Source organism: Limnospira sp. PMC 289.06, from assembly GCF_032350395.1.
In the GTDB taxonomy this organism is placed as follows: domain Bacteria; phylum Cyanobacteriota; class Cyanobacteriia; order Cyanobacteriales; family Microcoleaceae; genus Limnospira; species Limnospira platensis.
Genome location: NZ_JARPLC010000082.1, coordinates 1 through 23,929, shown reverse-complemented (window position 1 = coordinate 23,929; position 23,929 = coordinate 1). Strand labels below are relative to the sequence as shown.

Annotated in this window: 30 protein-coding genes, 1 pseudogene and 2 CRISPR repeat arrays; of the genes and pseudogenes, 17 read left to right on the top strand and 14 right to left on the bottom strand. The window is 43.1% G+C overall.

Translation table 11 applies throughout. The features are described 5' to 3' along the window. Positions 1 to 86: 86 nt before the first annotated feature. Together P5674_RS16265 and P5674_RS16260 are read right to left on the bottom strand one after the other, a co-directional pair. Positions 87 to 662: pseudogene (locus P5674_RS16265) on the bottom strand (hypothetical protein); the annotation flags it as partial. Between the two features lie 40 nt (positions 663 to 702). Next, entirely contained in the window at positions 703 to 1,074 is a 372-nt protein-coding gene (locus P5674_RS16260) for a relaxase/mobilization nuclease domain-containing protein (RefSeq protein WP_373869269.1), read from the bottom strand. A gap of 10 nt (positions 1,075 to 1,084) precedes the next feature. Between P5674_RS16260 and P5674_RS16255 the strand changes: the two genes are divergently transcribed. From P5674_RS16255 to P5674_RS16185, 15 genes are all read left to right on the top strand, one after another. Then, a protein-coding gene (locus P5674_RS16255; protein ID WP_315670097.1) for an IS1 family transposase occupies positions 1,085 to 1,766 on the top strand; the annotation gives its coding sequence in 2 pieces (ribosomal slippage) (positions 1,085 to 1,336 and positions 1,338 to 1,766; 681 coding nt in all). Next, complete coding sequence (locus P5674_RS16250; RefSeq protein ID WP_231852190.1) at positions 1,741 to 3,207, top strand: type III-B CRISPR-associated protein Cas10/Cmr2; 1,467 nt, start codon at positions 1,741 to 1,743, stop codon at positions 3,205 to 3,207. Before P5674_RS16255 ends, P5674_RS16250 begins: the two co-directional genes overlap by 26 nt. 141 nt (positions 3,208 to 3,348) lie before the next feature. Further along, positions 3,349 to 5,070, top strand: coding sequence for a Crm2 family CRISPR-associated protein (locus P5674_RS16245; RefSeq protein WP_014275556.1), 1,722 nt, complete (start codon positions 3,349 to 3,351; stop codon positions 5,068 to 5,070). Next, entirely contained in the window at positions 5,071 to 6,234 is a 1,164-nt protein-coding gene (locus P5674_RS16240) for a type III-B CRISPR module-associated Cmr3 family protein (protein WP_006617689.1), read from the top strand. Then, the gene (locus P5674_RS16235) at positions 6,231 to 6,455 is read left to right on the top strand and encodes an RAMP superfamily CRISPR-associated protein (protein WP_006617690.1); all 225 of its coding nucleotides are present in this window, start codon (positions 6,231 to 6,233) and stop codon (positions 6,453 to 6,455) included. Before P5674_RS16240 ends, P5674_RS16235 begins: the two co-directional genes overlap by 4 nt. A gap of 109 nt (positions 6,456 to 6,564) precedes the next feature. Then, on the top strand, positions 6,565 to 7,353 hold the full coding sequence (cmr4, locus tag P5674_RS16230; protein ID WP_035737225.1) for a type III-B CRISPR module RAMP protein Cmr4: 789 nt from the start codon (positions 6,565 to 6,567) through the stop codon (positions 7,351 to 7,353). A gap of 15 nt (positions 7,354 to 7,368) precedes the next feature. After that, the gene (locus P5674_RS16225) at positions 7,369 to 7,764 is read left to right on the top strand and encodes a hypothetical protein (RefSeq protein ID WP_006617692.1); all 396 of its coding nucleotides are present in this window, start codon (positions 7,369 to 7,371) and stop codon (positions 7,762 to 7,764) included. Positions 7,765 to 7,768: 4 nt separating this feature from the next. Then, complete coding sequence (locus tag P5674_RS16220; protein ID WP_231852187.1) at positions 7,769 to 8,425, top strand: RAMP superfamily CRISPR-associated protein; 657 nt, start codon at positions 7,769 to 7,771, stop codon at positions 8,423 to 8,425. Beyond that, a complete protein-coding gene (locus tag P5674_RS16215) occupies positions 8,332 to 9,411 on the top strand; it encodes a hypothetical protein (protein ID WP_231852186.1) in 1,080 nt (359 codons plus the stop codon). The genes P5674_RS16220 and P5674_RS16215 overlap by 94 nt, the downstream gene beginning before the upstream one ends. Positions 9,412 to 9,489: 78 nt before the next feature. Beyond that, complete coding sequence (locus tag P5674_RS16210) at positions 9,490 to 9,738, top strand: hypothetical protein (RefSeq protein ID WP_014275553.1); 249 nt, start codon at positions 9,490 to 9,492, stop codon at positions 9,736 to 9,738. A 61-nt stretch (positions 9,739 to 9,799) separates the two neighbouring features. Next, on the top strand, positions 9,800 to 10,444 hold the full coding sequence (locus P5674_RS16205) for a hypothetical protein (RefSeq protein WP_006617693.1): 645 nt from the start codon (positions 9,800 to 9,802) through the stop codon (positions 10,442 to 10,444). A 35-nt stretch (positions 10,445 to 10,479) separates the two neighbouring features. After that, positions 10,480 to 10,614: a hypothetical protein gene (locus tag P5674_RS16200; protein ID WP_286131369.1), complete on the top strand. Its 135-nt coding sequence runs from the start codon at positions 10,480 to 10,482 to the stop codon at positions 10,612 to 10,614. Positions 10,615 to 10,694: 80 nt separating this feature from the next. After that, positions 10,695 to 11,273, top strand: coding sequence for a hypothetical protein (locus P5674_RS16195; RefSeq protein ID WP_006617694.1), 579 nt, complete (start codon positions 10,695 to 10,697; stop codon positions 11,271 to 11,273). A gap of 51 nt (positions 11,274 to 11,324) precedes the next feature. Continuing rightward, complete coding sequence (locus P5674_RS16190; RefSeq protein WP_231852185.1) at positions 11,325 to 12,065, top strand: hypothetical protein; 741 nt, start codon at positions 11,325 to 11,327, stop codon at positions 12,063 to 12,065. A gap of 106 nt (positions 12,066 to 12,171) precedes the next feature. Next, the gene (locus tag P5674_RS16185) at positions 12,172 to 12,462 is read left to right on the top strand and encodes a hypothetical protein (protein ID WP_006617696.1); all 291 of its coding nucleotides are present in this window, start codon (positions 12,172 to 12,174) and stop codon (positions 12,460 to 12,462) included. A gap of 256 nt (positions 12,463 to 12,718) precedes the next feature. Then, positions 12,719 to 13,638: a CRISPR direct-repeat array (repeat unit 35 nt; unit sequence CTTTAGACTTCTCTGAAAGTTAAACGTATGGAAAC). Between the two features lie 185 nt (positions 13,639 to 13,823). On the opposite strand, the gene P5674_RS16180 is transcribed toward P5674_RS16185, so the two are convergent. From P5674_RS16180 to P5674_RS16155, 6 genes are all read right to left on the bottom strand, one after another. Further along, positions 13,824 to 14,006, bottom strand: a complete 183-nt coding sequence (locus P5674_RS16180) for a hypothetical protein (RefSeq protein ID WP_006616607.1) — start codon at positions 14,004 to 14,006, stop codon at positions 13,824 to 13,826. Between the two features lie 78 nt (positions 14,007 to 14,084). Further along, positions 14,085 to 14,384, bottom strand: a complete 300-nt coding sequence (locus tag P5674_RS16175; protein ID WP_006616608.1) for a sigma-70 region 4 domain-containing protein — start codon at positions 14,382 to 14,384, stop codon at positions 14,085 to 14,087. Next, positions 14,377 to 14,898, bottom strand: coding sequence for a hypothetical protein (locus P5674_RS16170; RefSeq protein ID WP_014275552.1), 522 nt, complete (start codon positions 14,896 to 14,898; stop codon positions 14,377 to 14,379). The genes P5674_RS16175 and P5674_RS16170 overlap by 8 nt, the downstream gene beginning before the upstream one ends. A 100-nt stretch (positions 14,899 to 14,998) precedes the next feature. Next, positions 14,999 to 15,259, bottom strand: coding sequence for a hypothetical protein (locus P5674_RS16165; RefSeq protein WP_006616610.1), 261 nt, complete (start codon positions 15,257 to 15,259; stop codon positions 14,999 to 15,001). Positions 15,260 to 15,307: 48 nt separating this feature from the next. Next, positions 15,308 to 15,589, bottom strand: coding sequence for a CRISPR-associated endonuclease Cas2 (gene cas2, locus P5674_RS16160; RefSeq protein WP_006616611.1), 282 nt, complete (start codon positions 15,587 to 15,589; stop codon positions 15,308 to 15,310). Beyond that, positions 15,586 to 16,482, bottom strand: a complete 897-nt coding sequence (locus P5674_RS16155) for a CRISPR-associated endonuclease Cas1 (RefSeq protein ID WP_006616612.1) — start codon at positions 16,480 to 16,482, stop codon at positions 15,586 to 15,588. Before P5674_RS16155 ends, cas2 begins: the two co-directional genes overlap by 4 nt. A 197-nt stretch (positions 16,483 to 16,679) precedes the next feature. Between P5674_RS16155 and P5674_RS16150 the strand changes: the two genes are divergently transcribed. Together P5674_RS16150 and cas1 are read left to right on the top strand one after the other, a co-directional pair. After that, entirely contained in the window at positions 16,680 to 16,814 is a 135-nt protein-coding gene (locus P5674_RS16150; protein ID WP_286131368.1) for a hypothetical protein, read from the top strand. Positions 16,815 to 16,868: 54 nt separating this feature from the next. Next, a complete protein-coding gene (gene cas1, locus P5674_RS16145; RefSeq protein ID WP_014275551.1) occupies positions 16,869 to 18,668 on the top strand; it encodes a CRISPR-associated endonuclease Cas1 in 1,800 nt (599 codons plus the stop codon). Between the two features lie 202 nt (positions 18,669 to 18,870). Further along, positions 18,871 to 19,270: a CRISPR direct-repeat array (repeat unit 35 nt; unit sequence CTTTAAACTTCTTTGAAAGTTAAACGTATGGAAAC). A gap of 183 nt (positions 19,271 to 19,453) precedes the next feature. Here the strand turns inward: cas1 and P5674_RS16140 are convergent. The 6 genes from P5674_RS16140 to P5674_RS16115 all read right to left on the bottom strand — a co-directional run bounded on the left by P5674_RS16140 (position 19,454) and on the right by P5674_RS16115 (position 23,629). Continuing rightward, positions 19,454 to 20,146 carry a hypothetical protein gene (locus P5674_RS16140; protein WP_014275550.1) on the bottom strand — a complete coding sequence of 231 codons (693 nt, stop codon included), beginning with the start codon at positions 20,144 to 20,146 and terminating at the stop codon, positions 19,454 to 19,456. Then, the gene (locus P5674_RS16135; protein ID WP_006616513.1) at positions 20,121 to 20,636 is read right to left on the bottom strand and encodes a tetratricopeptide repeat protein; all 516 of its coding nucleotides are present in this window, start codon (positions 20,634 to 20,636) and stop codon (positions 20,121 to 20,123) included. Before P5674_RS16135 ends, P5674_RS16140 begins: the two co-directional genes overlap by 26 nt. A gap of 281 nt (positions 20,637 to 20,917) precedes the next feature. Beyond that, on the bottom strand, positions 20,918 to 21,340 hold the full coding sequence (locus P5674_RS16130; RefSeq protein ID WP_006616514.1) for a pentapeptide repeat-containing protein: 423 nt from the start codon (positions 21,338 to 21,340) through the stop codon (positions 20,918 to 20,920). Positions 21,341 to 21,366: 26 nt separating this feature from the next. Beyond that, positions 21,367 to 21,543, bottom strand: coding sequence for a hypothetical protein (locus P5674_RS16125; RefSeq protein ID WP_231852180.1), 177 nt, complete (start codon positions 21,541 to 21,543; stop codon positions 21,367 to 21,369). Between the two features lie 455 nt (positions 21,544 to 21,998). Then, a complete protein-coding gene (locus P5674_RS16120) occupies positions 21,999 to 22,385 on the bottom strand; it encodes a hypothetical protein (protein WP_006616515.1) in 387 nt (128 codons plus the stop codon). Between the two features lie 80 nt (positions 22,386 to 22,465). Beyond that, the gene (locus P5674_RS16115) at positions 22,466 to 23,629 is read right to left on the bottom strand and encodes a hypothetical protein (RefSeq protein ID WP_006616516.1); all 1,164 of its coding nucleotides are present in this window, start codon (positions 23,627 to 23,629) and stop codon (positions 22,466 to 22,468) included. Positions 23,630 to 23,929 lie beyond the last annotated feature (300 nt).

Sequence of the window (23,929 nt, the reverse complement as noted above, 5' to 3'; positions counted from 1 at the left end):
TGATTCCTAAACGTCTCGCACCTATTCTCGCTTCTTATACCATATTGCCCTAAAATGTTAACCTAATTTGAGATGAAATCATGCTCTTTATGTCCTACCGGACTGCTACCGTCTTTTAATGGAGCATACAAGGCTTCTTTTATACCATCCCAGCTCACATAAACATCCCAGTCTGTGACTTTGTTAAACACAGTAAGAAAACAGCGTTTAAATGATTTTTGGTCACTAGCCATATCGCGAGAGCGCTTCCGTTTAGTGTTCTTGTGTACCCCATTAAAGTAATCATCTTCCATCTCTTTAAACACTTGGCGATAGGTGATTAAGTCGTTTTCTAGGGGAGTTTTGTTTTCGTCAAGAATAGTGGCCTTGTACCAGTCCAGCCATTCAGACACCGACTGAAATTGTCCGTCAAGGGATTTATGAACTAACCAAGCCTTGTCAACAGCCTTGCGGATACCCTCTGGGGTAAACTGACAATTACAGCCCCGTTGTTTACGCCCTCCCGTCTCCGGGTCAGTAGTGATGTCTAGCTGAATTGTCCCCCGGTTACGCTTAATCCTGACACCTTTGGGACATTGTTTGCGGGATAGGTTGAAAAACTCAAGAATATCCTCAAAGCCTTGATATGTACCACTATGTGTACTGTTTGTACTTGCACTCATTTGGCACTAACTCCTAAATGTGCGATCGCTTTTGAGTGCACTAGAGTAACGGTAGAATAGGGGTTATAGCCTTTATGAAGGGTTCAAGTCCCACCGCCCCCACTATCATCAAACCCTTATCCGCACTGCGATCGCAATGCAACACAGGATAAGGGGTTTCCATATATGGACACAACTTGATAATATGGAGACAACTGGACTCGAAGCACTTCCCCGCATCGTTAACCAAGTTAATCAGCAGATGGGCGTGGGTGCGAGTTTTGTCTGAACCGGGATATTTGACATCGTGGTGCAGCCCCACCAACGCCTGATGGTCGCCCAAACCCAACTCGTCAAGAACCCGATTGCACAGGAGCGACCATTGACTTCGACTCAAGTTATGGTGTTGCATAATAGAAAATGATATTCTCAAATAAATCAAGATGGATTGTCCTTATTGCCAAAGCCATAAAGTAGTCAAAAATGGTCATCGTCAGGGAAAACAGAGTTACCTGTGCCGTGAATGTGGTCGCCAATTTCGAGAAAATCCCTGTCCTGGAGGTTACAGTTCTGATGTCAAAGAGCTTTGTGTGAAAATGTCCCTCAATGGCATGGGATTTCGAGCCATTGAGAGAGTCACTGGTATTTCTCACAACACAATACTTAACTGGGTTAGAGTTGCAGAAACCCAGATGTGATGAGGAAAACTATGAAATTCCTGAAATAGCTCAAATTGATGAGCTTCAGACTTTTGTGGGTTCAAAAAAAAACATCTGGGTCTGGACAGTTGTGAATACCAAACTGCCTGTAATTCTGAAGTTTGTCATAGGCGACAGCTCATTGCTGACTTTTACCACATTATGGCAAATGATTAAGGGCTGGGCTTGTTTTCTATATATTACGGACGGATACAAAGTTTATCCTTGCTTAATTGAGGATTGCAATCATCTAGTCAGCAAAACGGCTATGACAAGAGTAGAAGGAGAAAACTGCCGTCTGAGGCACTATTTAGCCAGGCTACATCGCAAAACTTTGTGTTATTCCAAGTCCACTGAGATGTTGTACAAATCAATTCGCTTACTTATCTATTATTTGAAGCATGGACAACTTCCTCGGTTCTCTTAATCATTCCTCACTGTGCAATACCGTCTTCCTTCGCCAACTTTGTGCTTTAGTTGGTGATCGCCATCTCTGTAACAGCCTGGATTGTTTGAAAACCTCGGAGGGACAAGCGGCGCTGTTTTGGTGGGAACAAAATCAACATCAGCTTGAAGCGATCGCCAGTTCCTCAGATCGGGTCAATTTGGAACCAGGAAGCTCAACAGAACGACAAACTAAAGAACGGATCATTAAACATCCCATCAGCGCTCAACAGCAAACCATTCAAACTCCAGACAACAGAGAAATCGCCTTTCCCCAATGGGTTCAACAGGAACAAAACCCCCAAAACGTATTTAATTGGTTGTGGCGTATGATGCCGGAACTAAGACGACAACAGGATTCGGACGCTCTACTCGACCCTCAACACTACATTTTACCCGACTGTCCGATTCATAGCTATCGTGCCACAGTCTCAGCGATCGCCGGAGCGGTAGACTTTGATGAACGGGGGATTGTCACTCAATACCCTTACTTGCTGCTGTTTACCTTTTCCCCGATTCAGGACTTTATCAAAGCTTCCCGCAAATTTCTAGACTTTTGGGCAGGGTCATACTTGCTACACTATCTAAGCGCTCAACTCTGTTGGTTCGTGGCTGAAACCTACGGTGTAGATGCGGTGATTACCCCCTCGCTTTGGGGACAAGAAATCATCGACGCACTCTTACTCAAAACCTATCCAATTTTTAGAGAAAGCTTTCAAGAACTCAGCCCCGATGGAACAGACCCCCTGACTCGTTTTAAGGATCGTTTGAGTACCACCCTAGCAACCGCAGGCTTTCCCAATACGATAACCATCTTAGTTGGAAGCTCCGAAACCGCACAACAACTCGGAGAAACTTTGTGTGAAAAATTGCGGTCTGAATGGATTGCGATCGCCCAAAATATTAGAGAAGGAATCCCCGATCATCCCATACCCGAACTTAGACAAGGAATTCGCGATCGCACCATCGCATTTCTGCAAAACCCCCAAAATCATAAGCGGATTGAGAAGATCTTAGAAGAATTTTCCCAGTCGGGAGGTCACGACGAACAAAACCGACATGATCTCGAAAACTGGAAGCGGAAAAGCTGCTGGGAATGGCGGGGATTATGGAATGCTCAAATTGACCAAACTTGGCAACCCTACTGGACGGCTGTTCCGTTGGGTGATCCGAATACTTCTCTAATGATTGAGAAAAATGATGACGATCAATTGAGCGAAGACTGGATCAAAAAACCAGAAAAAGTGGCTCAAACTCGCGTGAACAATCACCCTCCCACAACGGCGGAAAAAATGCTCTACACAACCCTCAATAATGGGACTTGGTGGGGGTCAATTCAATCTCGATGCGGTCAAGCAATTCAAGCGATTAAAAATACTATAACTTGGGCAATTCCCATTTCTCCGGGTGTTCGTTCTACATGATCGGGACAACTGAGCGCCCTACATCCTCAATTTCGATATTCTGGAAACTTCCGGGAAGGATAAGGTTTACCCATCGAGTCGATGCGATTATTTTGGCGATTAATAGCAGAAGTTTATCCAGGATTATTTGACGGATAGGAAATGCTGAACGCTCTAGAATTAACGAAGCGCATGGCTTGGGTTTATGGTGGTGTGCGTGAGTCTTTAATAATTGATTTTAGCAATTTAGAAAATGAAAAAATAGACTATAGCCAATTAATTCGCTTTCCCAATCTCAGTTCTATTGCTTCAGCCCGATTTGCTTACCAAGATTGGCAACCAGATCAAAATCACGGTCAACTCAGTCAATATTGGCAGAAATTACAAATTAATATCAAACAACAATTTGGGAAAACCAGTCAAGAATATCAGGATTTTCGGGATCGAACTCGGGGTCGTCCTTTCCACATCCCTAAAACCGATATTTGTATTAATCGCCAAAATTTACCGGGGCGATACTATAACGGTGTGATGTTTTCCAGCAAATGGCTTGCTGAAGATCTGGGATTAGAAAAAGAACAAAGACCCCAGTTGCGAAATATTATAGACCAAACTCATCGTGAATCTGGCTTTGGCGATAGTAGTCCAACAGATTGGTGGGTGATGATCTTGGGGGATGGGGATGGTATGGGGAAGTATGTTTCTGGTCAAAAACTTCATCCTTACCAAGAATATTTAACCGAAACTCATCCCGAAATTTTCATCAATCGCGATCGCTATCCTCACCTTGATGACAACCAGTATGAGCAGAAAAAACGGGAATTTATTCAAGCCTTTAGGGATGATGAACATTCCCTGCTGAAAACCCGTAAGCGCATAGGACCTGCAACTCATGTGGGTCTAAAGCGCGCCCGGCTTGACTTCTCTAACCGTCTAGTTCCCTTTATTACCGAAAAGCGGTTTTGTGGTCGCGTGGTCTACAGCGCCGGAGATGATGTGATGACGGTACTCCCCTTAGAAGATTTACCCGATTATCTGCTCTCTCTGAGAGCCGCTTGGTGTGGTGGCGACGACCCCTATCAACCCCAACCGGGCGATCCAGACTTGAAATTTCAATCCCAAGGCGGCTACTGGCGACCCACTTCGGATACAAATGATTTTCAAGGTTTACCAGAGCGATCGCTGTTTACGATGGGATTCGGGGCGACGATGAGTCTGGGTATCGTGATCGTCGATAAAAGTGTTCCCCTCCCAGTCGCCCTGGAAGCCCTTTGGGAAGCAGAATCCGACCTGGCTAAAGAATTATCCGGTGGTCTACTGATGTCCATCGATCTGTTGCGGGGACTGACGGAATGGCGATCGCTATCTTTGATGCGATTTGTCCTGTCTGAAATTTTCCGTTTATCGAGTGTTCCCAACAAAAACGGCCTATGTTTTCGAGTTCTCTACAGTTCAGGAAACACCCTAGAAGCTCTGATCAAAGGAGAATTATACCCCGGTTGGCGAGATTGGATCACCACTGAACATCATCAAGCCTTGAGTTCTCTACTCTATCGCCTCGCCGAAGAACTCCCCCGCCATGCGGATTTGACCCCATCTTCTTACTTAATTGCTCAAGCCGCCAGAGCGATCGCGGAACGCCGAGACGACAAAGACTTGGTTCAAGAAAATATCGACAAACTGTTGATCTGGCTCAGATATTGGGAAGATTGGGCGCGATCAGTCCATGTTCAATGGTTAATTGAACGGGAGAAAAACCCCGATACTCCCAAACCAATTGGAATTGACCTTAAGGACTTAAGTAATATTCTGCGTTTTTCGGCGTTTTGGCTCGATAAAATGCAGCAACGCCAACAGTGGCACAGACAGGATCACGAGGCTTAGATGGATTGGTATAAGATTGACCCCCTAGATGTTCTACTATTTCGGGAAGCCAAGCCCTTCAGTCCAGGGGAAGGCGCACGGGCTAAAGGAGAGTTTCCGCCTATGCCCAGTGTAGTCTTTCAGGCTTTGCGAACGGCAACCCCTACCGCCCAACCCCATCCCGAATTTTTGGGGGTATTTTTATTAGATGGAGACAATACCCTTTGGTTGCCAACTCCCAAAGATTTGATCGGGGTGAAGCGGCGAACAAAAGATGATTTGCCCAACGAAAGAACAGAAAGTTGGCGGCGACTCACGCGGTTGGTGCCTTGTGAAACTCTGGAGTCGTGGGAGTCAGTCTGTTATTCCCAAGAGAGTTTACCGCCAATGGTTACGCCCTCACTCAACGGTGAGGAATATGTTTCGGGTCCACCCAAACCCTGGATGAAAGCTTCTGCTTTATCTGCCTACTTGTGTGGAAATTCGGATTTTGCTGCTGATAATTTTACCGATAACCCCTGGGATATTCAGGTTCTCCCCCATACTCACATCGAAGACGGCACCCGACAGGTTCAGGATGAGGAGGGCTTTTTTACTGAAGTCGCAACACGCCTCAAACCGGGGTGGAGTTTGGTTGCGAGGGTGCAGTTGCTAGGGTTGCCGGATGAACCTTTTGTGGTGCGCTTGGGTAGGGAAGGACATCGCGCTATTGTTTCCAAGCTGAAAGCTACTGAAAATGATACTGACGGGTTAGACTGCCTGAATTTACTGTGGAAGCAAGCATTACCGGATGTTCTCGAACCGGGACTGTTTGCCTACCTCCTCACCCCTGGACTTGCAGAAACGGCAGAACAGGTCTATGGTCTTTATCCCCAGGCTTGGCGGGACTGCTTATTGGGGTGTGTGGGCGATCGCCAATTGTGGTGGGGCGGAGTTGCCAAAAAAAATCGCCGCAAGGTTCGCACAAAAAACGGGTTAGAAGAATTAGAAGAAAAATCCTTTGCCTTGCAACCCCAATATGCTTTTGCTCCGCCTGGAACAGTGTATTTATTCAATTCTAAATCTATTCAATTGACCCGTTTACAATCAACTTTCGGTCATTTGCTCCCAATCACTCAAGATAAACCTTGGTGGGAAACCTTTCGCAAACTCAATTATGGAAAATTACTTTGGGGACAACGATGAATAACAGCTATCTTGTTTATTTGTACCTTTTATCACCTTTGCATACTGGAGGAACTTCCCAGGAAGGAAATGTTGTCGGTATTGATCGGGAAACTCATACAGATTTGCCCTATTTGCCTTCTAGTACCATACGCGGAGGGTGGCGAGCCAGTGTCGGGCTGAAAGATTATATTGGTTGGCAGACGTTAAACGAGGAAAAACCGGAAGTTTGTATTACTTGAACCAACCGCAAACCATGTTTCAAGACCAAGAAACTAGCGGTAAAGTTCATCATTGGCGACAACTTAGCTATTCAGAATTATTGTAAATTTCTTATTAAGATAAAAACTAATTACTTACAATTACGCTTACCTTTATTTACTGTCTCCCTTGCATACGGGCGGCACTACTCAAGAGGGAAACTTACTCGGAATTTCTCGTGAGTCTCATACCAATTTACCCTATCTTCCATCCAGTAGCATTCGGGGTCGGATACGCGCTAGTGAGGGAGACACAACCAAAAGAAATCGACTTTTTGGGACAACTTTGGAAGAATCTTCTACACTCGAACAGGGGGATATTTGGATCGGCGATGGTTCGCTTCTTTGGCTACCCGTCCCATCTCTGAGTCACGGTATTGTTTGGATTAGTTCTCCGATGTTATTGCGGCGTTGGGGACGTTTTCAGGAAAGTTTACCAGAGATTCCCGAAGCTTACAGCACCAATTTAGACACTGATAAACCTATTTATTTAAAAGATGCCATTATCAAACCGAATCATTTGCGGGATTGGAGTGATTGGGAGCATTTTATGCCCGAACATACACAAACTCAAATGATTGAAAGGGTTTTGATTTTGCCCGACCAACACTGTTCAACTTTGATTCAAATGAGTCTGTGGCGACAGGTTAAAATTAAACTCGATCAACATAAATCTGTTGATGGTGGTTTCCGCTATGAAGAAGCTATTCGTCCCGATACACTGATGTATTTTCCTTGGGGTTTGACAGCAAAAGCTAACGGAACAGCAGAACAGTCCAATTCCGATTTTAAACAGTTAATTCACAGTCACGAACTCTTGCAAATTGGAGGTCAGGAAAGTTTAGGTCGTGGTTTTGTTAAACAGTGGTTAGATTCATAATCAGGAGTAATAATTATGATGGTTTTCGACCCTCGCACGATGGCAACACCCGTTTATGATGCTTTGTCTGGATTGCGATCGCAATATAATGGAAATGATACTCGTCTCAAAGAACAAAAAAGTCAAGCTGTAGAACTTTATACCTATCTTTCCACTTGGGGTATGATGCGGTTAAAAGCTGAAGAAAAAGCTTTGAGTCAAGATGGAAAAAAGGATGTTGTTCGTCAGTATTTCCAATGCTTGCAAACTCTGTCTGATGTTCAAAATTTAATCGGTGATCAGGGTTTAGAAACCCTAAAAAATCTCGGAACAGAAGAATATCTGGGCTTGACTGGTTTAGGTTTGGCATTATCTCAAGAATTTGCATTCTGGGCTAACGCAATTTATCACGATATTAAAGGAGAGGAATAATCTAATGGTATTTGAAGGTCCTAAACCTCCCAATAAAGCAAATTCAAGACCGAATGCGACCCCAAGACCGAATCCTCAACAAAACCGACCCAATAGAGGCGGAAACGCCCCTCGCAGACCTGGAAATGGTGGCGGAAACCGGGGGAGAAATGGTGGCGGTAATGGGGATAATCGCCCTCCGCAGCCCTCTCCCTGGCTAGACTCAGAGAATGAACCCGAACCTGATGATAATGCTAGTTTTGTTGAATATATGCGGTGGATGCGATCGCCGGATCATCCTCAAAAAGATGGAACCAAAACTCAAATTTTGCCAATGGCTGAAGACTCAGCTAACTACAATAAACGTCTCAGTCTACTTACAGAAAGAACTAAATTAATAGCAGGAAAAGATAATTGTTTTCAGGTTAGGTGTTCCTGGCGAATTCGGGTTAGTGGATATCGAGAGCCAGAAAGTATTTTGTTACCCGCTTTTGATGCTTTGGGAATGCCCTATATTCCATCTTCAACCCTGCGAGGTGTTGCGAGAACTCAAGCCATTCGAGAAATAATGAAGCGGGATAAGATTGAGTGGCAAGAAGCCGAGAAGAAAATAGCACCTTACTTTGCTTTGGTTCTTGGGAAGCTGAGAAACCCCATCGCAGTGGAAAAGTTATCTTTCTAGATGCTTATCCATTACCCAATCAAATGGGTTTACAGATGGATATGGCAAACAATATTTGGAAATGGGACAACAATAACGAACTCGAATATAATCCCAATCCCAACCAGTTTTTATCTCGGAGAGAACCCACCTTTTTAATCGGGTTAAAGTTGGCAAGCCACTGTGACGACCCGACGATTTTGCACAAAGTAAAAGGCTGGTTAACAGCAGGGCTAAAAGCCGGAATAGGTTCTCAGGTTAATTCGGGTTATGGGGAATTAATTCGGGCGGGTTCTAGTCGTTCCTCCAATGAATTTTTGCGAGTCGAGTTTTCTTGGGAAGGTCAACTCATTCACGGACGACAAAAATTTACTCAGTGGAATTGGAATGAACACCGAAACGATTGGCAAATGAGAGGGCAAGCCGATGCAGAAGTGCGCCCAATTGCGTTTAAATCAATGTTGCGTTATTGGTTTCGAGCTTTTTCATTAGGTGTTTTGGATGTTGATACCGTTCAAATATGGGAAGCCCAATTATTCGGAGGGATTAATCCTAAAACATTTGGTTGGGTTAGAGTTGATATTCAAGATGGCAAGGTTACTCAACGGGAACCCCGACCAAACTTTAACGGAAAAGATGATGATTGCGGCGAACAAGTCGGAACGTTAATATTATCTTATTCTCCCGAAGCGCCCACAAACCAAAATATACCAATTCACAAACTCTTTGAATCTCTCACTTGGATGATGTTTCATTTAGGAGGAATTGGTCAGGGTGCCAGACGTCCGTGTTATTCCAGGCACAATCGCGATCGCGCTCCCTGGTATCGAGGTTCAACATTTTATATTGATAGTGATGAACAACTTTGGGAACTTCCTGATAATATACAAGCTTTTCAACGAAAATTTCAGCAAAAGCTAGAGCAATTTTATCAGACTTTATCTCAGCTTACCAGAAATCAAATGAATTACCGTCAACCTCGAAATATTGGTCAAGTACGCCGGTAACAGTGGACGGAAGCAGTTGATAGAAATTGTAGAATTATCGTCTGTTCAGGGAAAGAAGATTTTGGAAAACCTTATGCTTTGGCTGTTTTGCATAGCAAAGATTTAAAAGTAGAAGATAGACGCGGAAATCTTAACTATGACGGGAATCTCTGCGGTCAAGTTTCGGGTCATGTTAAGCCCTCTCCCGTTGGGATTGCCGATTTAGGAGATTATCAAGTTGTAACGGTTTTTGGAGCAACAGAAAACCCCCGCCGTGAATATTTAAACCGCCTCCGAAGCAATACAAACAGAAATAGCTATTGGCAAATATGGCCTCTCCAAGAATAGTTTAATCTTCTGCAGTATCTACCAAAGATAGAATTAGTATAAATAATTGGGAGAACATCTTATGGTTCAAGTTTTAGCGCCGAAGGATATTACTTTAGAACAGTTGGAAACTCATTTTCAGCTTGAATGTGTTGAGGATGATAACTTCTTTTGGGAGTGGAGAATTGATTTACCTGAACTCAATGACTGGGAAGTTCAACTCCTAGAAGAAATTAAAGCAGGTTATTCAAATTTAATCAAACAACCGCCATTACTAGAAAAACCGATTAACTTAACTGTGGTTTCTCCCTTACTATTTATTGGTCGTTTCTATCAATCTCCATTTAACATTAGAGCCGAAAAAAGTGTTGAAATATCCGCAATATCAGAGGATTCTGAATTGATTGTCAAGGGAAATATAGATACTTTAGTCTTAAAAAATCAAGTTTGGGTGATGGTTATTGAATCTAAACAAGCTAAACTCTCAGTCGAAGCCGGACTTGCTCAAATCTTAGCATATATGCTGGCTAATCCCAATTCTCATCAACCCAGTTTTGGATTAATCACAAATGGGGGAAGTTTTCTATTTCTGAAATTAATTCAAACTGAACACCCGCAATACGCAACGTCTGATTTGTTTGGCATCAACAATCGTCAGAATAATTTGTCTGATGTTCTCAAAGTCTTAAAGAAATTGATTCAAATTTCTCTGGCTTCTGACACTTAACTTTTTTATCTTGATATTCTCAATTTTTGTCATTTATGAAAACAACTTTAGTTGAATTGAATCGCCTCGATACCCTTATTATTACCCTGGGAACCCGTCAGGTTGGGTGGAAGTGTGAGGATGGAATGGTTCCCTGTTTGGGTGCTGATGGCGATCGCCGACTGGTTTAATTTTTCGTCAATCGCATGAAACGCTTGTGCGAATCTGTGTCGGGTGGTTAAGCTGTTAATAACGACGGAGGATGGAAAGGATGACGATTCTGATTGCTAATATTGGTACGTCTGACCTGGCTTTGAAGTTCAACGAACCCCTGAAACAGATTCAACTAGAAACTTCCACAAGCGATAAAGATTTACAACAAGACTATTTCCTTCCCGTCGGGTTTGATCGCAATGAACCTAATCTGAAGGAAGCTGAAAGCCAATTGAGTACGGGGGAATTATTGGTTTGGCAAAAGCGCTATCAATTGGTTAAAGAACAATATTATCAAATCTGGAAAGTTAACACTTTTCGAGAGTTAACAAAGTGCCTGTGGGAAAAATATACCGAGAGTCCCCAGGAGTGGCACGACTGCATTCGTCCGGGTCGTCTTTGGGGTGTGGTTAAAGAGGCTGTTGAAGCTTCTGTTCGAGATATTTATATTTTTTTGACCGACCAATTGCGAGAAGTAAACGGTGAGAAAAATCAAGGGGCTGATTCCGATACGATTTATCTTTTTGAGGTTTTAAATTCTTGGTTAGAGCGGGAGTTTAACAATAAAATTAATCTGCATAAAGTTGTAATTCCTCAACTTATTTCTCCGATTGATCAAGATGGTTTATTCGGATAATATTATAATTTTTTTAAAGTTTTAGACCCCGATGAGGGAATTTTTATTAGCGTGAAAGGGGGTACGCCCCAAATGCAAGCCGCCCTGCGGGTTCAAGCGATTTCCTCTGAGATTGCCAATCAAATTTACCTCGAACCTCAACTTTCGATTCAAAAGCTTTTGCAGGGGGAAACATCAAACTGTTATCGGGTTTCTTATTGGCAGTATCAACGGGTTCAAAAATATCAAACGGTTAAGAAACTATGGGCGCGTTGGGATTTTGACGGGGCGCGAGAAGTTTTAACCGGATGCTTAGAAACTTTGGAAACTTTGGAGAAGTCTGGAATTGCTGAAATCTCCGGGAGTCGCTATCGGTTGAGTGTGGCGGTATCAGCTTTGGAAATGTCTATTGCTTATTTGAATTTAGATAGTTATGAGGCTGCTAATCGAGCCGATGCGGGATTGCGAGTGTTGAAAGTTCCTCCCGAAAGTTATCAAGGGTTCCCCTTTGATTCCGATTGTAATCCTTTTCGATTGTGCGTAAATTATGAATCGGTTTTGAATCTTTATACTCAATGTTGTCTGTTTTGGAAACTGGGGCGCATTGCTGATTTTTTAGGAAGTATGAGTGCTTTTTATGAGGAGATTTTATATCAAAGTATAAAAAATTTAGACACTATCTGTTATTTTGATAAGACCAAAAATGAAAATGATTGGTTTTTAAAGTTGGATGACATTCGAGAAACTCAACTGGGTGAAACTTTTCTCAAAATAGAGAAGAAAACAAACACTAACTTTCCCCCTAATTTATAAAAATAAAAAGGAAAGCAATTATAAACTACAAGGGCGCTGGAGCAAACGAAATTTTGTTGAGGCTTTAATTGAAGATAAAAAGGGGAGTTCGGAGACTTTAGAGAAATTGATCGCATCTCTAAAAAGTCTTGACTATTGGGCAGAACAGCGCAATTTATTGATTCATGGAGCAAAGGGAATCTCTAAACAACGGATGGAAGATTTGCGCTCTGAAGATTTAGAAAATCCAAGGAATCAGAAGATTAAAGATACGGTTCGTGTTTCCTGTTTACCCACAGATATTATAGTACAAATGAGCCAAATTTATCGCCTTGTTGTTGAGTTGATGCCACTTTCTGGCTTTCAAAATGTACAAGATTATCTAACGGTGAATCAGGAAACGGGCGATCCGATTTAACCTTATTATCTTTACTCGGAATTTAAGGAGTGGGTTGGGCAAATTTTGGATCGCGAGCAATAATCTTGTGGGGGTCGGGCGATCGCTGAAACCCTTATTCTTTCGTTGAAACCCCCGGAAAGCCTTCTCTGTCTAAGTTTCAGCTATTCTTATTGGGGTATTATTGCAAATATATCTCAATAATTTGGGTGTTTGCTTGACCCCCACAAAATTGAGTGCTAGAGTACAGTCAGAGCAAGGGTTTCAACCCGGCACTCTTTAGACTTCTCTGAAAGTTAAACGTATGGAAACATCAATGATGGTTACTCCTGGGTTTCCGCCAGGCAAGACTTTAGACTTCTCTGAAAGTTAAACGTATGGAAACTGTCCATTCCTTGGGCACTGGTTTCTGCCCTTGCTCTGCTTTAGACTTCTCTGAAAGTTAAACGTATGGAAACGCCAGTAGTTTGGATCGCTATGGCAGTAGTTACCAGTACTACTTTAGACTTCTCTGAAAGTTAAACGTATGGAAACTACGGTATTTTCTAGCATCTGTTTAGATACTGTAAAGTTCTTTAGACTTCTCTGAAAGTTAAACGTATGGAAACCAACCTTTATCGCTGGTCCAGGCGGAAGGTGGAGAATCTTTAGACTTCTCTGAAAGTTAAACGTATGGAAACCGGACTATAGTTAGCCGATGCCATCTCCACAGGAGAGAAAACTTTAGACTTCTCTGAAAGTTAAACGTATGGAAACCTATTTATTTCGTAAATTTTAGCGGGGCAGACCCCGCTCTTTAGACTTCTCTGAAAGTTAAACGTATGGAAACCATGGGCTATAATTAGCCTTAGCCCATACGGTTACTTTAGACTTCTCTGAAAGTTAAACGTATGGAAACTAAAAGCATCTTTCGCAGAGAGATAACTATTGTAGCTTCCCACTTTAGACTTCTCTGAAAGTTAAACGTATGGAAACGGGTCATTTCCAAGCGATGCGACGATGATGTCATCCTTTAGACTTCTCTGAAAGTTAAACGTATGGAAACGATCAATGTTGTTAAAACAAAGTTCCGCAAGTTGGCTATCAGTCTTTAGACTTCTCTGAAAGTTAAACGTATGGAAACCTCGTAAACTTTTGCGGGGCATGACCCACTTCCCCGCATCTTTAGACTTCTCTGAAAGTTAAACATATGGAACCCCCACCAACCTCCCACTCAAAGGAGGAGGCCTAATTTTAAGACTTATTTGAAAGTTCAACCTATAGAGCAAATAACTTGAAAAAATACCCTCAACTTTTGGGTTATTTTGTTAGAATTAAATTCAGTTTCTTTCCATACGTTAGACTTGCTTAGAAGTCAAAGCGTTGCTGTTCTCAAATGGGTTTTAAACCACTCGATATTCAGCTTTGGGAACGAGCTTTTGCAAAATGCGCTGATGATTAACCGCATCATTTTGTGAACGAAAACGACCCACAACCAAACACTGATTATTAGTAACAGATTCTCGTTCTGAGGCGTTTGGCGATCGCACCAAACACCAGGGATGCAATCTTTCAAAAGCTGTCATTGCTCGTTCTCCTTACGCTTTGACCCCACGATAAGCCGAAGAATTTGCACAAAACAGGGCAGGCAACCCTTGACAAAATCAATTATTTGTGCAGCTCAACTGTTCTTTGAATTCAACAGGCAGATCGTCCCATCGTTCCCAGAGCAAATCCATCAGCGCCAAATGTCGAAGATCGGTTTGAGTCGGGCGGCGGTAACGTTTACCCCGTGCAAACCATCGCTTGACGGTTGAAATAGAGCGATCGCAAATTTCGGCAATTTGTTCGTAAGTCACATTCCACTTGGCATAGAAAGCTTGTGGAGATAGACCCAACTCGCAATGGCTATAACCCGAAAGCAAAGCAAGTTCACGCTCAGTTAGAAGCTTAGGTTTATTCATTCTGGCAAATCTCCAAGTCGCTTTCCCATCCGGTATCCACGCTGCACCATCGCGCCGAAGGACAATTAGGATCGAGTAAAATCACATAACACCACGACCATTGCATTCGTTCAGGAATGTAGCCATAAAAACGACCAATAACAATCCCGAAATCCGGTGGAATCAGATTATCCAAAGGAAACCAGCGCACCATTACTCCAAAGGAAAAAGTTGGAGGTTCGGCATCCAGAAAGAACGAAACAGAATCAGGAGATAACGGCAGTGTTAAGTTAACAGAAAGTACCTTTTCCACCACATCCGCTTTGTTTCTGCGTAAAGCATGACAGTAAGGCAATAACCAATCAGAAGAAAGCAAATTCGTTAAATGTTTAACTAACAAAGCGGTTAAAATTTTCAGGTCATCTGAGTCACATTCTCCTTGAGTAAGTTCAGCAAGTTTCTGGGTGAGTTCAAGAACATTAAAATCCTTGAGAGCTTTTAAATAGCCGGGGGGTTCTGAACGAAGGTAGTTCATAGGAAAACGCCAAGTGTTAAGGGGCATAAAGCTGAGATTTGTCTCAAAGCCCAAAAGAACGCTTTTCAGGGCGATACACACAGCACTTTTTTCCTTCTCTTTAGTGAGAATCTAACCCAATCACTTCAATGGATCGCAAAGCTGTATAATCCCAATAAAATCGCAGAGCCATTGATGCCGAAGAACTCCAAATCACCTTTCCATTTTGGTAATAACGATGAGTGCGAAGACTGGGGTATTTAGCACCAAAATTCTGAAGTAAATCAAAAGCTTTGCTGTATCGCTGCTGACTTTTTAAAGGTAGGGCTTTGAGTTGTTTGTAAGCCTTATAATTGAGAGTCAGAGAGTAAGTAACTAGCAATTAATTCAGAAGTTGCTTACTGTTATTTCTTTCTTTCTGGAACTAGGATTAAACAATTATAGCCGCATCATCAACGGCAAACTTAGGTTGAATACCCAGAATAATCACCTGAGTCCTACACTTTGCCGAAAGTGGATAAAACCGCAATTGATCGCAGTCAGAGTTGATGAGTTTTTTTAACCGTTGCTCCAACTTTTTGAATTGTGGAGGGGTAAGAACAGCCTCAAAAACTGATTTTTGAACCCTGATGCCATAAGCCTCCAATAGAGCCGAGACTTTAGTCCGTCGGCGATCCTCAACGATGTCGTAACAAATGAGGTAAAAAGTCACGATTTTAACAAGAAAGGACGGTATTCAAGGGTTTCGGTAATGGCGCGAACATATTCCTCAACTTGCCACGCCAAAGCACTCCGCAAACTCACTTGACCTGCATAAGCATGAAAAATCTGGGTTGCCATCAGAGATTCCCAGTTTTGAATAAAGGTGGCACGATAGGACTGACTCAACCCTCCGCGATCGCTAAACTTGGGCGCTTTTTTAAAAACCCACGCTTCGACAACCGGGCGAAACGGTTCCATCAAGTCACAGGGTAAAGGCAAATGGTTCTGACAGTGAAGGTGCAGTGTTCCAACTTCCGCACAACAGCCCGACGATCGCAGTAAAACATACAGTTCACCGGACAGCAAAGCATAAGCCAGTTCTAAAGTTGGCTCGAAATCTTTGACAGAAACCAGAACAGAGCGAAGGGCTTTTTGATAACGCTGGAACACTTTAACTTGCCAGGTTTGTAAGGCAAGCCAACTATTCAAACCGGGCAGAACCTCAAGTTGCTGTTCGAGACATCCTCCAATGCCAGAGTATCCTAAGCTTTGTAGAACTTTAGTCGCGTTGTACCACCGTCCCGGTAAAAGTGAATGAATGAAAGCGATGCGGAAGTTGCGATCGCTATTGCGCTCCTGTTGTAGGACTGTATAGAAGGGTGTTTCCTGGGGGGTAATTTGAGCGGTGATATGACCGTTATCGCCGATAAAACTGAGCCGGATGCGGTAACGATAGATCGCCGCGATCGCACTCCGCCCCAGCGTACAGCCTTCAAAAGCGATGATCTGTTGGGTGGTGTCGATGGAGTGGCGAGATTGAATCCGATCATTGTAAACGATCGCAAAGTCTCGCAGATCCGCTTCCAAATAGGATTGCGGTTCGGTGAGGTAAATCGCAGTCATGTTGGCTTTCTCCGAAGTTCCATGACTGTATTGAACCGAAACTGATTTTGCGCTCGAATCTGAGATCCAACAAAAATTGGGGAGATTTTTTGGCGTTGGGATAGCAGTTCAGATAGAAGTTGTAAAAAAATAACTCAAGTGCGAACACAAAAATCCGTTTGATTAACTGGATACTGTCGTTGTTCAACTCAAAGAATGTGGTTTTTTTCGATGCTCAACTCCCAATGGAAGATGCTTTGTTGGCGGCATGTTATCAAGTCCGCACTCGCAGCAAAACAGCCGGGATTGATGGCATCTCTGTCGAATTATTTGCTCATTTTCTAGACGAATAACTCAAACGACTCGCCCACCAGCTTCAGCAAGATATCTATCATCCTTTACCCGCTTTGGGGTTTTATCGAGTTAAAAAAAGTGGTGGTCATCGGCTTATTGGGATTCCAACTGTGCGCGATCGCATTGTCCAACGCTTGCTGTTGCGATCGCTTTATCCGATCTTAGAAGAAACGTTTCAAGACTGCTCTTTTGCTTATCGTCCAGGAGTCGGAGTGAAACACGCGATCGAACGGGTTGCCGAGGTGTATTCCTCCCAAACATGGACAATCAAAGCAGATATCTCGCAGTTTTTTGATAGCCTTTGTCGAACATTGCTGCTGTCTCAGTTGGAGGAACTGTCAGTCGATCAAACGGTGGTGCGTTATATCAAAGGGCAGTTAGAGGCGGGTATTGTTGTCGGGGGAATGCCTATCCTGTCGGGTCGTGGGGTTTTACAAGGTGGCATTTTGTCGGGTGCTTTGGCGAATTTGTATTTGAGTGAATTTGACCGACGCTGTTTGGATGCAGGAGCCTACCTGACCCGTTATGGAGATGATTTTGTCATTGTAGCGAGAAGCCTATTAGAAGCAACACGCTTTTTGAACTTAATCGAAGATTGGCTATCAGATATTTATCTAACCCTGCAACCGGAGAAAACTCACATTTTTGCCCCAGGTGAGGAGTTTGTCTTTCTTGGTTATGGCTTTCAAGCTGGAGAAATTATTACCCCAGAGTACAAGCAACCCCGACGAAATCACAACAAGAAAGCGGTTTCTGTAGCTTCTCGTCCTCCCTTTGCTTGCTCGATTGTTACCCCAACCCGCAAGTCTTTATCAACTCGAAATTTTCTGGATTCTTGGAGGGAAGGTATGACAACACTTTATGTTACGGATCAGGGTGCTTATGTCAAGGTGAAACATCAGCAATTTCAGGTTTTGCTCGGCAATGATCTGAAAGTGTCTATTCCCGTCAATGTCGTAGACTATATTATCCTCTTTGGCTGTTGTAATTTGTCGCACGGTGCGATTGGTTTGGCTTTGCGTCGTCGCATTCCCATTTTGTTTTTGTCTGATCAAGGTCGTTACTTTGGTCGCCTGCAAACCGATGGGATGACACGGGTAGACTACCTCAGCCGACAAGTCCATTGTGCTGAAGATGAAACCTTTGTGCTGCGTCAGGCTAAAGTGATTGTTGCCGGAAAACTGCACAACTGTCGGATTTTACTGCGTCGTCTCAACCGCGATCGCCAAATTTCTCAAGTGATTGAAGCGATTGAAGAATTGGGAGTCTGGCAAGAAAAAATTGCTGAGGTGGAGTTGCTCGAATCTCTATTGGGTTACGAAGGCTTCGGAACTCGCATCTATTTTCAGGCTTTGCGGGCATTGGTACAACCTCCGTTCACCTTTGAACACCGTACCCGTCGCCCTCCAACTGATCCAGTGAATAGTTTGTTGAGTCTGGGTTATACTCTACTCCATCAAAATATTCACTCGTTAATTCTGGCGGTGGGTTTACATCCCCATTACGGCAATCTTCATGTTCCTCGTAGCAACCATCCGGCGTTGGTGTCGGATTTGATTGAGGAGTTTCGCGCCCCGGTGGTGGATTCTCTCGTTATCTATCTGGTGAATTCGGGAATTTTTACCCCGGAAGATTTTACCCCAAGTGACGAACGGGGTGGGGTTTATATTTATTCCGATGCTCTCAAGAAATATCTGAAGCATTGGCACGATAAGCTTTCTTTGAAAACCACTCATCCCCATACGGGTTACAAGGTTAGTTATTATCGGTGTTTGGAGTTGCAGGTTTGGGAGTATATTTCTTGCCTGATGGGAGAGCGGGAAGTCTATCGGCCCATGCTAACAAAGATGTAAGGTAAATATCATTGTGGGGGTTGAAGAATCGCTGAAACCCTGATGATTTCGTTGACCCACACAAAGCTCAGTCAGAGTAAAGGTTTGAGCCATTTTTTCTGGGGTCTTATTGCAAATATGTCTCAATAATTTGGGTGTTTGCTTGACCCCCACAAATTTGAGTGCTAGAGTACAGTCAGAGCAAGGGTTTCAACTCGGCACTCTTTAAACTTCTTTGAAAGTTAAACGTATGGAAACTGGTATGATTTGCGCTTCTGAACAAGCAGTAATTGTTCAAGCTTTAAACTTCTTTGAAAGTTAAACGTATGGAAACCAACATTACCGCTGGTATTGACAGACGATTGACCAGCCTTTAAACTTCTTTGACAGTTAAACGTATGGAAACGCAGTATTTTTTGGTCGGATCGCCGACCTTTTCTACTTTAAACTTCTTTGAAAGTTAAACGTATGGAAACTCATAAGAACAAGGTTTTTTGTCGGAATCGACAATGGCTTTAAACTTCTTTGAAAGTTAAACGTATGGAAACCAAAGCACGGACTATAATTAGCCGATGCTTGTACATAAGCCTTTAAACTTCTTTGAAAGTTAAACGTATGAAAACGAGTTGACTGAAATCAATGAAAATGATTTATTTTAACTGTAAATCTGAAGCATCAATTTCAAGCCATAGAGTTTTGAGATTGGCATAACGCGATCGCAAAACTTCAATATAACAATCCCAAAGAGACTGCTGACCTGTGCGATCGCAAATGGATTTCAGGTTTTGTAAAAATTCAATCGCTTTTCAATAGGAGCGGCGATTGCGTTGGGCAATATACTTTTCTATTTTTTCTTGATAGTCTCGAAAAATTTCATCAAAATCCTGTTCCTCCAGAGGAGATTGTTTAAGTTTCTCCCGTCGCTCCAATAACTGTTTAATTTTCTGTCTGCCCCAAAGTGATTGGTTCAGCCCTTTCAAGGTTGTTAAAATACTCTCCCACTGTGTCGCTGGGGTGTTTAGTAAGACCGTCTCAACCCCATCAGCATACCCAATTGCACCTATTTCAAGGTCTTTGCAATAAGCTTCCAAAAGAGTCTTAACCCAAAGATTTTGCACCGATTCTGAAATACTTTGATCTGTTAAACACTCTGCCAGTTCAACAACCAATATTGCTGAAAACCGACAGAGTTCACCGTTGTAGTCGAGAGCCTGTCGTTCGGCATCATAGCCCCGTGTTAGTTCTCCGAGAAGGAGTTGATAAAGTAGTCCGGCATTGAAAAGATCGCCCGCTTTGAGAAAAAATTGGGCATTGTTAACAATGGGTTGTAGTGCTTCGAGAATGGCTTGACTCGTTGGTAAGAGGAGAGCAGTAGTAATCAGCGAACGAGGAAGAAAAGAGCCGCCCACAAGAGACAATAATATTGGATCTCGCTCTAGCATGATTTCAATGAGATCGATCAGTTCAGGTTTGCTATAATTGTCGAGTCTTTCTCTCAACGTGGGTAAGACTTGAAAAAGTTTGGAACTGTTCAAGGGCTGCTGTGGCAAGTTGGAGAGCTTCATCGGGTTTGTGGTAACGCCAGACGTTCGCTAAGTTGCCCAGAAGTATCGCACCGCTTTGAGTCAATTTTGCCAAGTCCTGACTATCTTCAAGCATATTTAAAGCTTGACGATAATAGGTGATGGCTTCTTTCCATCGTCCCCGACTTTTCTCTACATTGCCCAAACCTGTTAGTGCCATCCACTCTCCTTGGCGATCGCCGAGTTTTTTAGAGAGTTCCAAGTGTTGCTGATGATAGTGGGTTGCTTTGTCTAACTCTCCTCTGGAATCAGCAATATTTCCCAAGCCATTGTAGCAAACGGTATCGATTGGGAAATCTATTTTGGAGAGTAACGCATTGTAGAGATTTTCTTGTTCGGCATAATAGCCCCATAGTCCCAGTTGATGGTGCAGTTCTTCATCACTTTGAGGCTCTGGAGCTACCATTAAAATTAATACGGCACCTTGCCAGTCTTCAACATCACATAAATGGGTGAATGCTTGTCAATAATGTTGCACTTTTTCAAGGGTAAGAGCATTTTCTGAAGGCTGAATTTCGTGACACAAAAAATACTCTACTGCTGTGTAGACATTTAATTGTTATAGCCGAACTGCGGTGATATCGATAGCAAGGTTTTGCCAAAGCATAGATTTCTATCGGTGAAAATTTTTAAAGTAATCCGGTAAAAAGTCATGTTTTTCAATTTGACCTTTTACCGTGGGAAAACTTAATGATAATTATCTTCCTTTCTCGCCTTTTTATGACTAACAATATAGACTCCCCAGGGCAGACGAACTCCTGTTAGAGTGGTGAACTTGAACTGAGCGTGTTCCGGGTTAGCAATATCCAAATCTGCCCAACTCAAATTTGTATTTTGTAAGTTCGTCTGTGCTAAATTTGTAACACTGAGATTCGCCCAACTCAAATCGGCATCCCTGAGATTAGCATAACTTAAATTCGCCCGTTCTAAATCAGCTTGACTCAAGTTCGCACCCAGCAAATTAGCTTTGTAAAAATTACATCCTAAAGCAGTTGCTCCCTGTAAATCAACCTGATATAACTCGGCACTCGCAAAGTTGGCATTTTCAAGACAGGTTAAACTGAAATTGGCGCAACTCAAGTTAGCATTCGCACAATTCGCTCCCGTCAAATTAGCTTTAAAAAGGTTAACTCCCTCTAAGTTAGCTTTGTAAAGTACAGCAGCAAGTCTATTTCACACAAACTCATCCCCTGCAAGTTAATTTGGGTCAAGTTGGTATAACTGAAATATCGCCGCCCTTCCGCATATTCTGCTTTCAACTTTTGAGTGGAAATGGCTTCACCGTTATTTACGAATTTTGGGGATTGAGTCATGGTTTTATCCTCCTTTTTGAGTCTGTTTAGAATTGATTTTTACTGAAATTGTCTGATTATTTACGAGTCTTTGTGAAAGGGCTTAGGCAGTTGAAACCGAGTTCCCCCGGCGATTTTATGCTGCAAAGCCTGTTGAACAAAGTTCCCTAACAAATCCCCTAAACCTGGTGCATTTTCCAAGTATTTGTGGAGTCTTCGGAGATTTGGGCTGTTGAGATGATGGTCTGGAAATTCCCCAGGGAGTCCTCCGATTTGGACTTGTTGAGCGATGTACTGGCGGATATAATTAAGATCATTTATCCATTTGCGAAGGGTTTCTGCTTGACTATCTTCTGTGCGGCGTATCCATTTCTGCCAAAAGTATGAAGGTTCATAGACATAGTATTGAGTAATATAGATTAGGTATTCTACTCATTGTAGAAATGGCTGAATTTTTCCCGAATTTGCCCTCTTAATTATTGTTGTTTTTCTGGGATTAAACTCTCATAATTCATCGCATCAGTCAACTGATTGATCGTTAAATGAATGATTTGAGCGGATTGGCGAATATCAGCTTGTGCTGCTTTTAAATTCTCGACTAAAACCTCACAGTGTTGGGTCATTAATAACTGTCCATCTTGTGTATTTTCGACCTCGTAGACTTGATTGAGGTATTGAACTAATTCTGGGTAATCAATTCTTCCGGTTTTTTTTATTTCATCTATCCATAAGCTGAGTAGCCGCATTTTATAGGAGGAATTTTGAGGATTTTCTGCCAGAACTGAAACCGAATGTAAGGGGGATACTTTATTGGTGTTGAACTGCGAGGAACCGTTGGAGGAAATGGAGTCTTGTCTGTTCATGGTTAAATCTCCAGCTATTTTTTGAAGTGAGGTGAATTGAGGGACAGAGGTTAGGGAAAAACGCCTTGAATGCCAGGGGTTTAATCGTTGAATTCTGCTTCTGAGTTCATCAGTTCTTGTAGTTCTTGGCGTCTGCTTTCTAGCCAGATGTTTCGTTGCAGTTCAACGGTTTCACTAAAGGATTGGCGAGTATCTTTGCGAAGACTGAGGGCGATAGTCATCCCGCAAGCGGGCCCACTGGTGATGATGGAGACTAACAGGGAGAACAGGTGAAAGCCTAAGCTAGACCAATCTCCCTGAATTAATTTGCTGCGAAAGTTGATAATAGCCAGCCGAGTGGCTTCGATGCCGGAGCGGAGTTCACCGTCGGGGGTAAAATGTTCCTGGTAGACTTGGGGCTTGTGTTGTTGGAGGAATGCCAAGTCGTTCCCCATCTTCACCCGGATAGCGAGGCTTTCTTCCAGTTCCTGTTTGGCGGTTTCATAGTTTTGGTGAGCTTGTTGACCGAGTCGAGAAGCTTTCGGACAGAGGGGTAATTCTTCCAGGGGTACTGTTGCCCAGTTGGTGTTCTGTTGTTCCCAGGTTCCGTACACTTGCACGAATAGGGATTGTCTGCGGGGGTGATATGGATGCAGTCGGTTGAGTTCTTTTTCCCCTTGTTCGCATCGGGTTAAAGCGTCTTTGTATTGAGGGCTGTCTAGTTGTTTGAGGCTTTCTACCTGGTTGATTCTTTCTGCTAATAATTCTTGGGCTTTGAGTTGACTTAAACCGGATGGGTTGAGTAAGAGTTCGGTTCCCGCTGCGGCGATTAGTGATAGAATTGTATTAATGGATATCATGCCTGCGATCGCCCAATTTGACCAAGAACGACCATAGGGTTTTCGAGCAGAAACGGCGGTAGCTGCACCGTTCGTGTATTTGAGAAGCAAACCATTGACCAGTAGCGTGACCGGAACTCCTAGAACACTTAAGTCTCTGAAAGCATAGTACAGCAGTGGAAAGCTAGTTGCCGCATTAATCACACTGCTAAGGGTCACTAAACAAGCCGTGCGTTCGCTATCTTTTTCTAAGTTATTGGAGACAATAGCCCGACCCCGAAAGTCTTTGGGGTTAGCAATGACTAATCCCTGGAGTTGCTTAATCAGGTTTCGGAGTTTTTTAGGCTTCTTCTGGCTTGGGCTAGGGTTTTTCGCTTTCTCTACTAACTCAGCATACTTGCCGCTTTCCTGAATGTACAGGATCAAGTCTTCTACTGTTGGTTTTTTTGGGGCTGGAAGTCTGCCGATTGGCTTTCGGAAGGTCAGAATTGCGGTAGTTCATTGGTTTTTCCTGTTGGCTTTTGCAGCCCTGGGCTGACTTCGGTTTGAACTAAAGTCCGGGCTAAAAAGAAAGTGCCAAAACTTACAGGTTTAACCAGTTATTGGGTTGTCCTTATGAACTTATCTTCACTTTAACACAATTTGGGGCTTTGTCAACAGGTCTATTCTATTAATAGGGGTCGAGATAGACCTCACGGTCTACCCCTCCCATTCAGCAGCAGAACC

Excerpts from the sequence above, each read along its gene's own strand:
- P5674_RS16250 (WP_231852190.1), top strand. The coding sequence starts at position 1,741 with ATGGACAACTTCCTCGGTTCTCTTAATCATTCCTCACTGTGCAATACC.
- P5674_RS16245 (WP_014275556.1), top strand. The coding sequence starts at position 3,349 with ATGCTGAACGCTCTAGAATTAACGAAGCGCATGGCTTGGGTTTATGGT.
- P5674_RS16240 (WP_006617689.1), top strand. The coding sequence starts at position 5,071 with ATGGATTGGTATAAGATTGACCCCCTAGATGTTCTACTATTTCGGGAA.
- P5674_RS16235 (WP_006617690.1), top strand. The coding sequence starts at position 6,231 with ATGAATAACAGCTATCTTGTTTATTTGTACCTTTTATCACCTTTGCAT.
- P5674_RS16225 (WP_006617692.1), top strand. The coding sequence starts at position 7,369 with ATGATGGTTTTCGACCCTCGCACGATGGCAACACCCGTTTATGATGCT.
- P5674_RS16220 (WP_231852187.1), top strand. The coding sequence starts at position 7,769 with ATGGTATTTGAAGGTCCTAAACCTCCCAATAAAGCAAATTCAAGACCG.
- P5674_RS16205 (WP_006617693.1), top strand. The coding sequence starts at position 9,800 with ATGGTTCAAGTTTTAGCGCCGAAGGATATTACTTTAGAACAGTTGGAA.
- P5674_RS16200 (WP_286131369.1), top strand. The coding sequence starts at position 10,480 with ATGAAAACAACTTTAGTTGAATTGAATCGCCTCGATACCCTTATTATT.
- P5674_RS16195 (WP_006617694.1), top strand. The coding sequence starts at position 10,695 with ATGACGATTCTGATTGCTAATATTGGTACGTCTGACCTGGCTTTGAAG.
- P5674_RS16180 (WP_006616607.1), bottom strand. The coding sequence starts at position 14,006 with ATGACAGCTTTTGAAAGATTGCATCCCTGGTGTTTGGTGCGATCGCCA.
- P5674_RS16175 (WP_006616608.1), bottom strand. The coding sequence starts at position 14,384 with ATGAATAAACCTAAGCTTCTAACTGAGCGTGAACTTGCTTTGCTTTCG.
- P5674_RS16170 (WP_014275552.1), bottom strand. The coding sequence starts at position 14,898 with ATGAACTACCTTCGTTCAGAACCCCCCGGCTATTTAAAAGCTCTCAAG.
- P5674_RS16155 (WP_006616612.1), bottom strand. The coding sequence starts at position 16,482 with ATGACTGCGATTTACCTCACCGAACCGCAATCCTATTTGGAAGCGGAT.
- P5674_RS16135 (WP_006616513.1), bottom strand. The coding sequence starts at position 20,636 with ATGGTAGCTCCAGAGCCTCAAAGTGATGAAGAACTGCACCATCAACTG.
- P5674_RS16125 (WP_231852180.1), bottom strand. The coding sequence starts at position 21,543 with ATGACTCAATCCCCAAAATTCGTAAATAACGGTGAAGCCATTTCCACT.
- P5674_RS16120 (WP_006616515.1), bottom strand. The coding sequence starts at position 22,385 with ATGAACAGACAAGACTCCATTTCCTCCAACGGTTCCTCGCAGTTCAAC.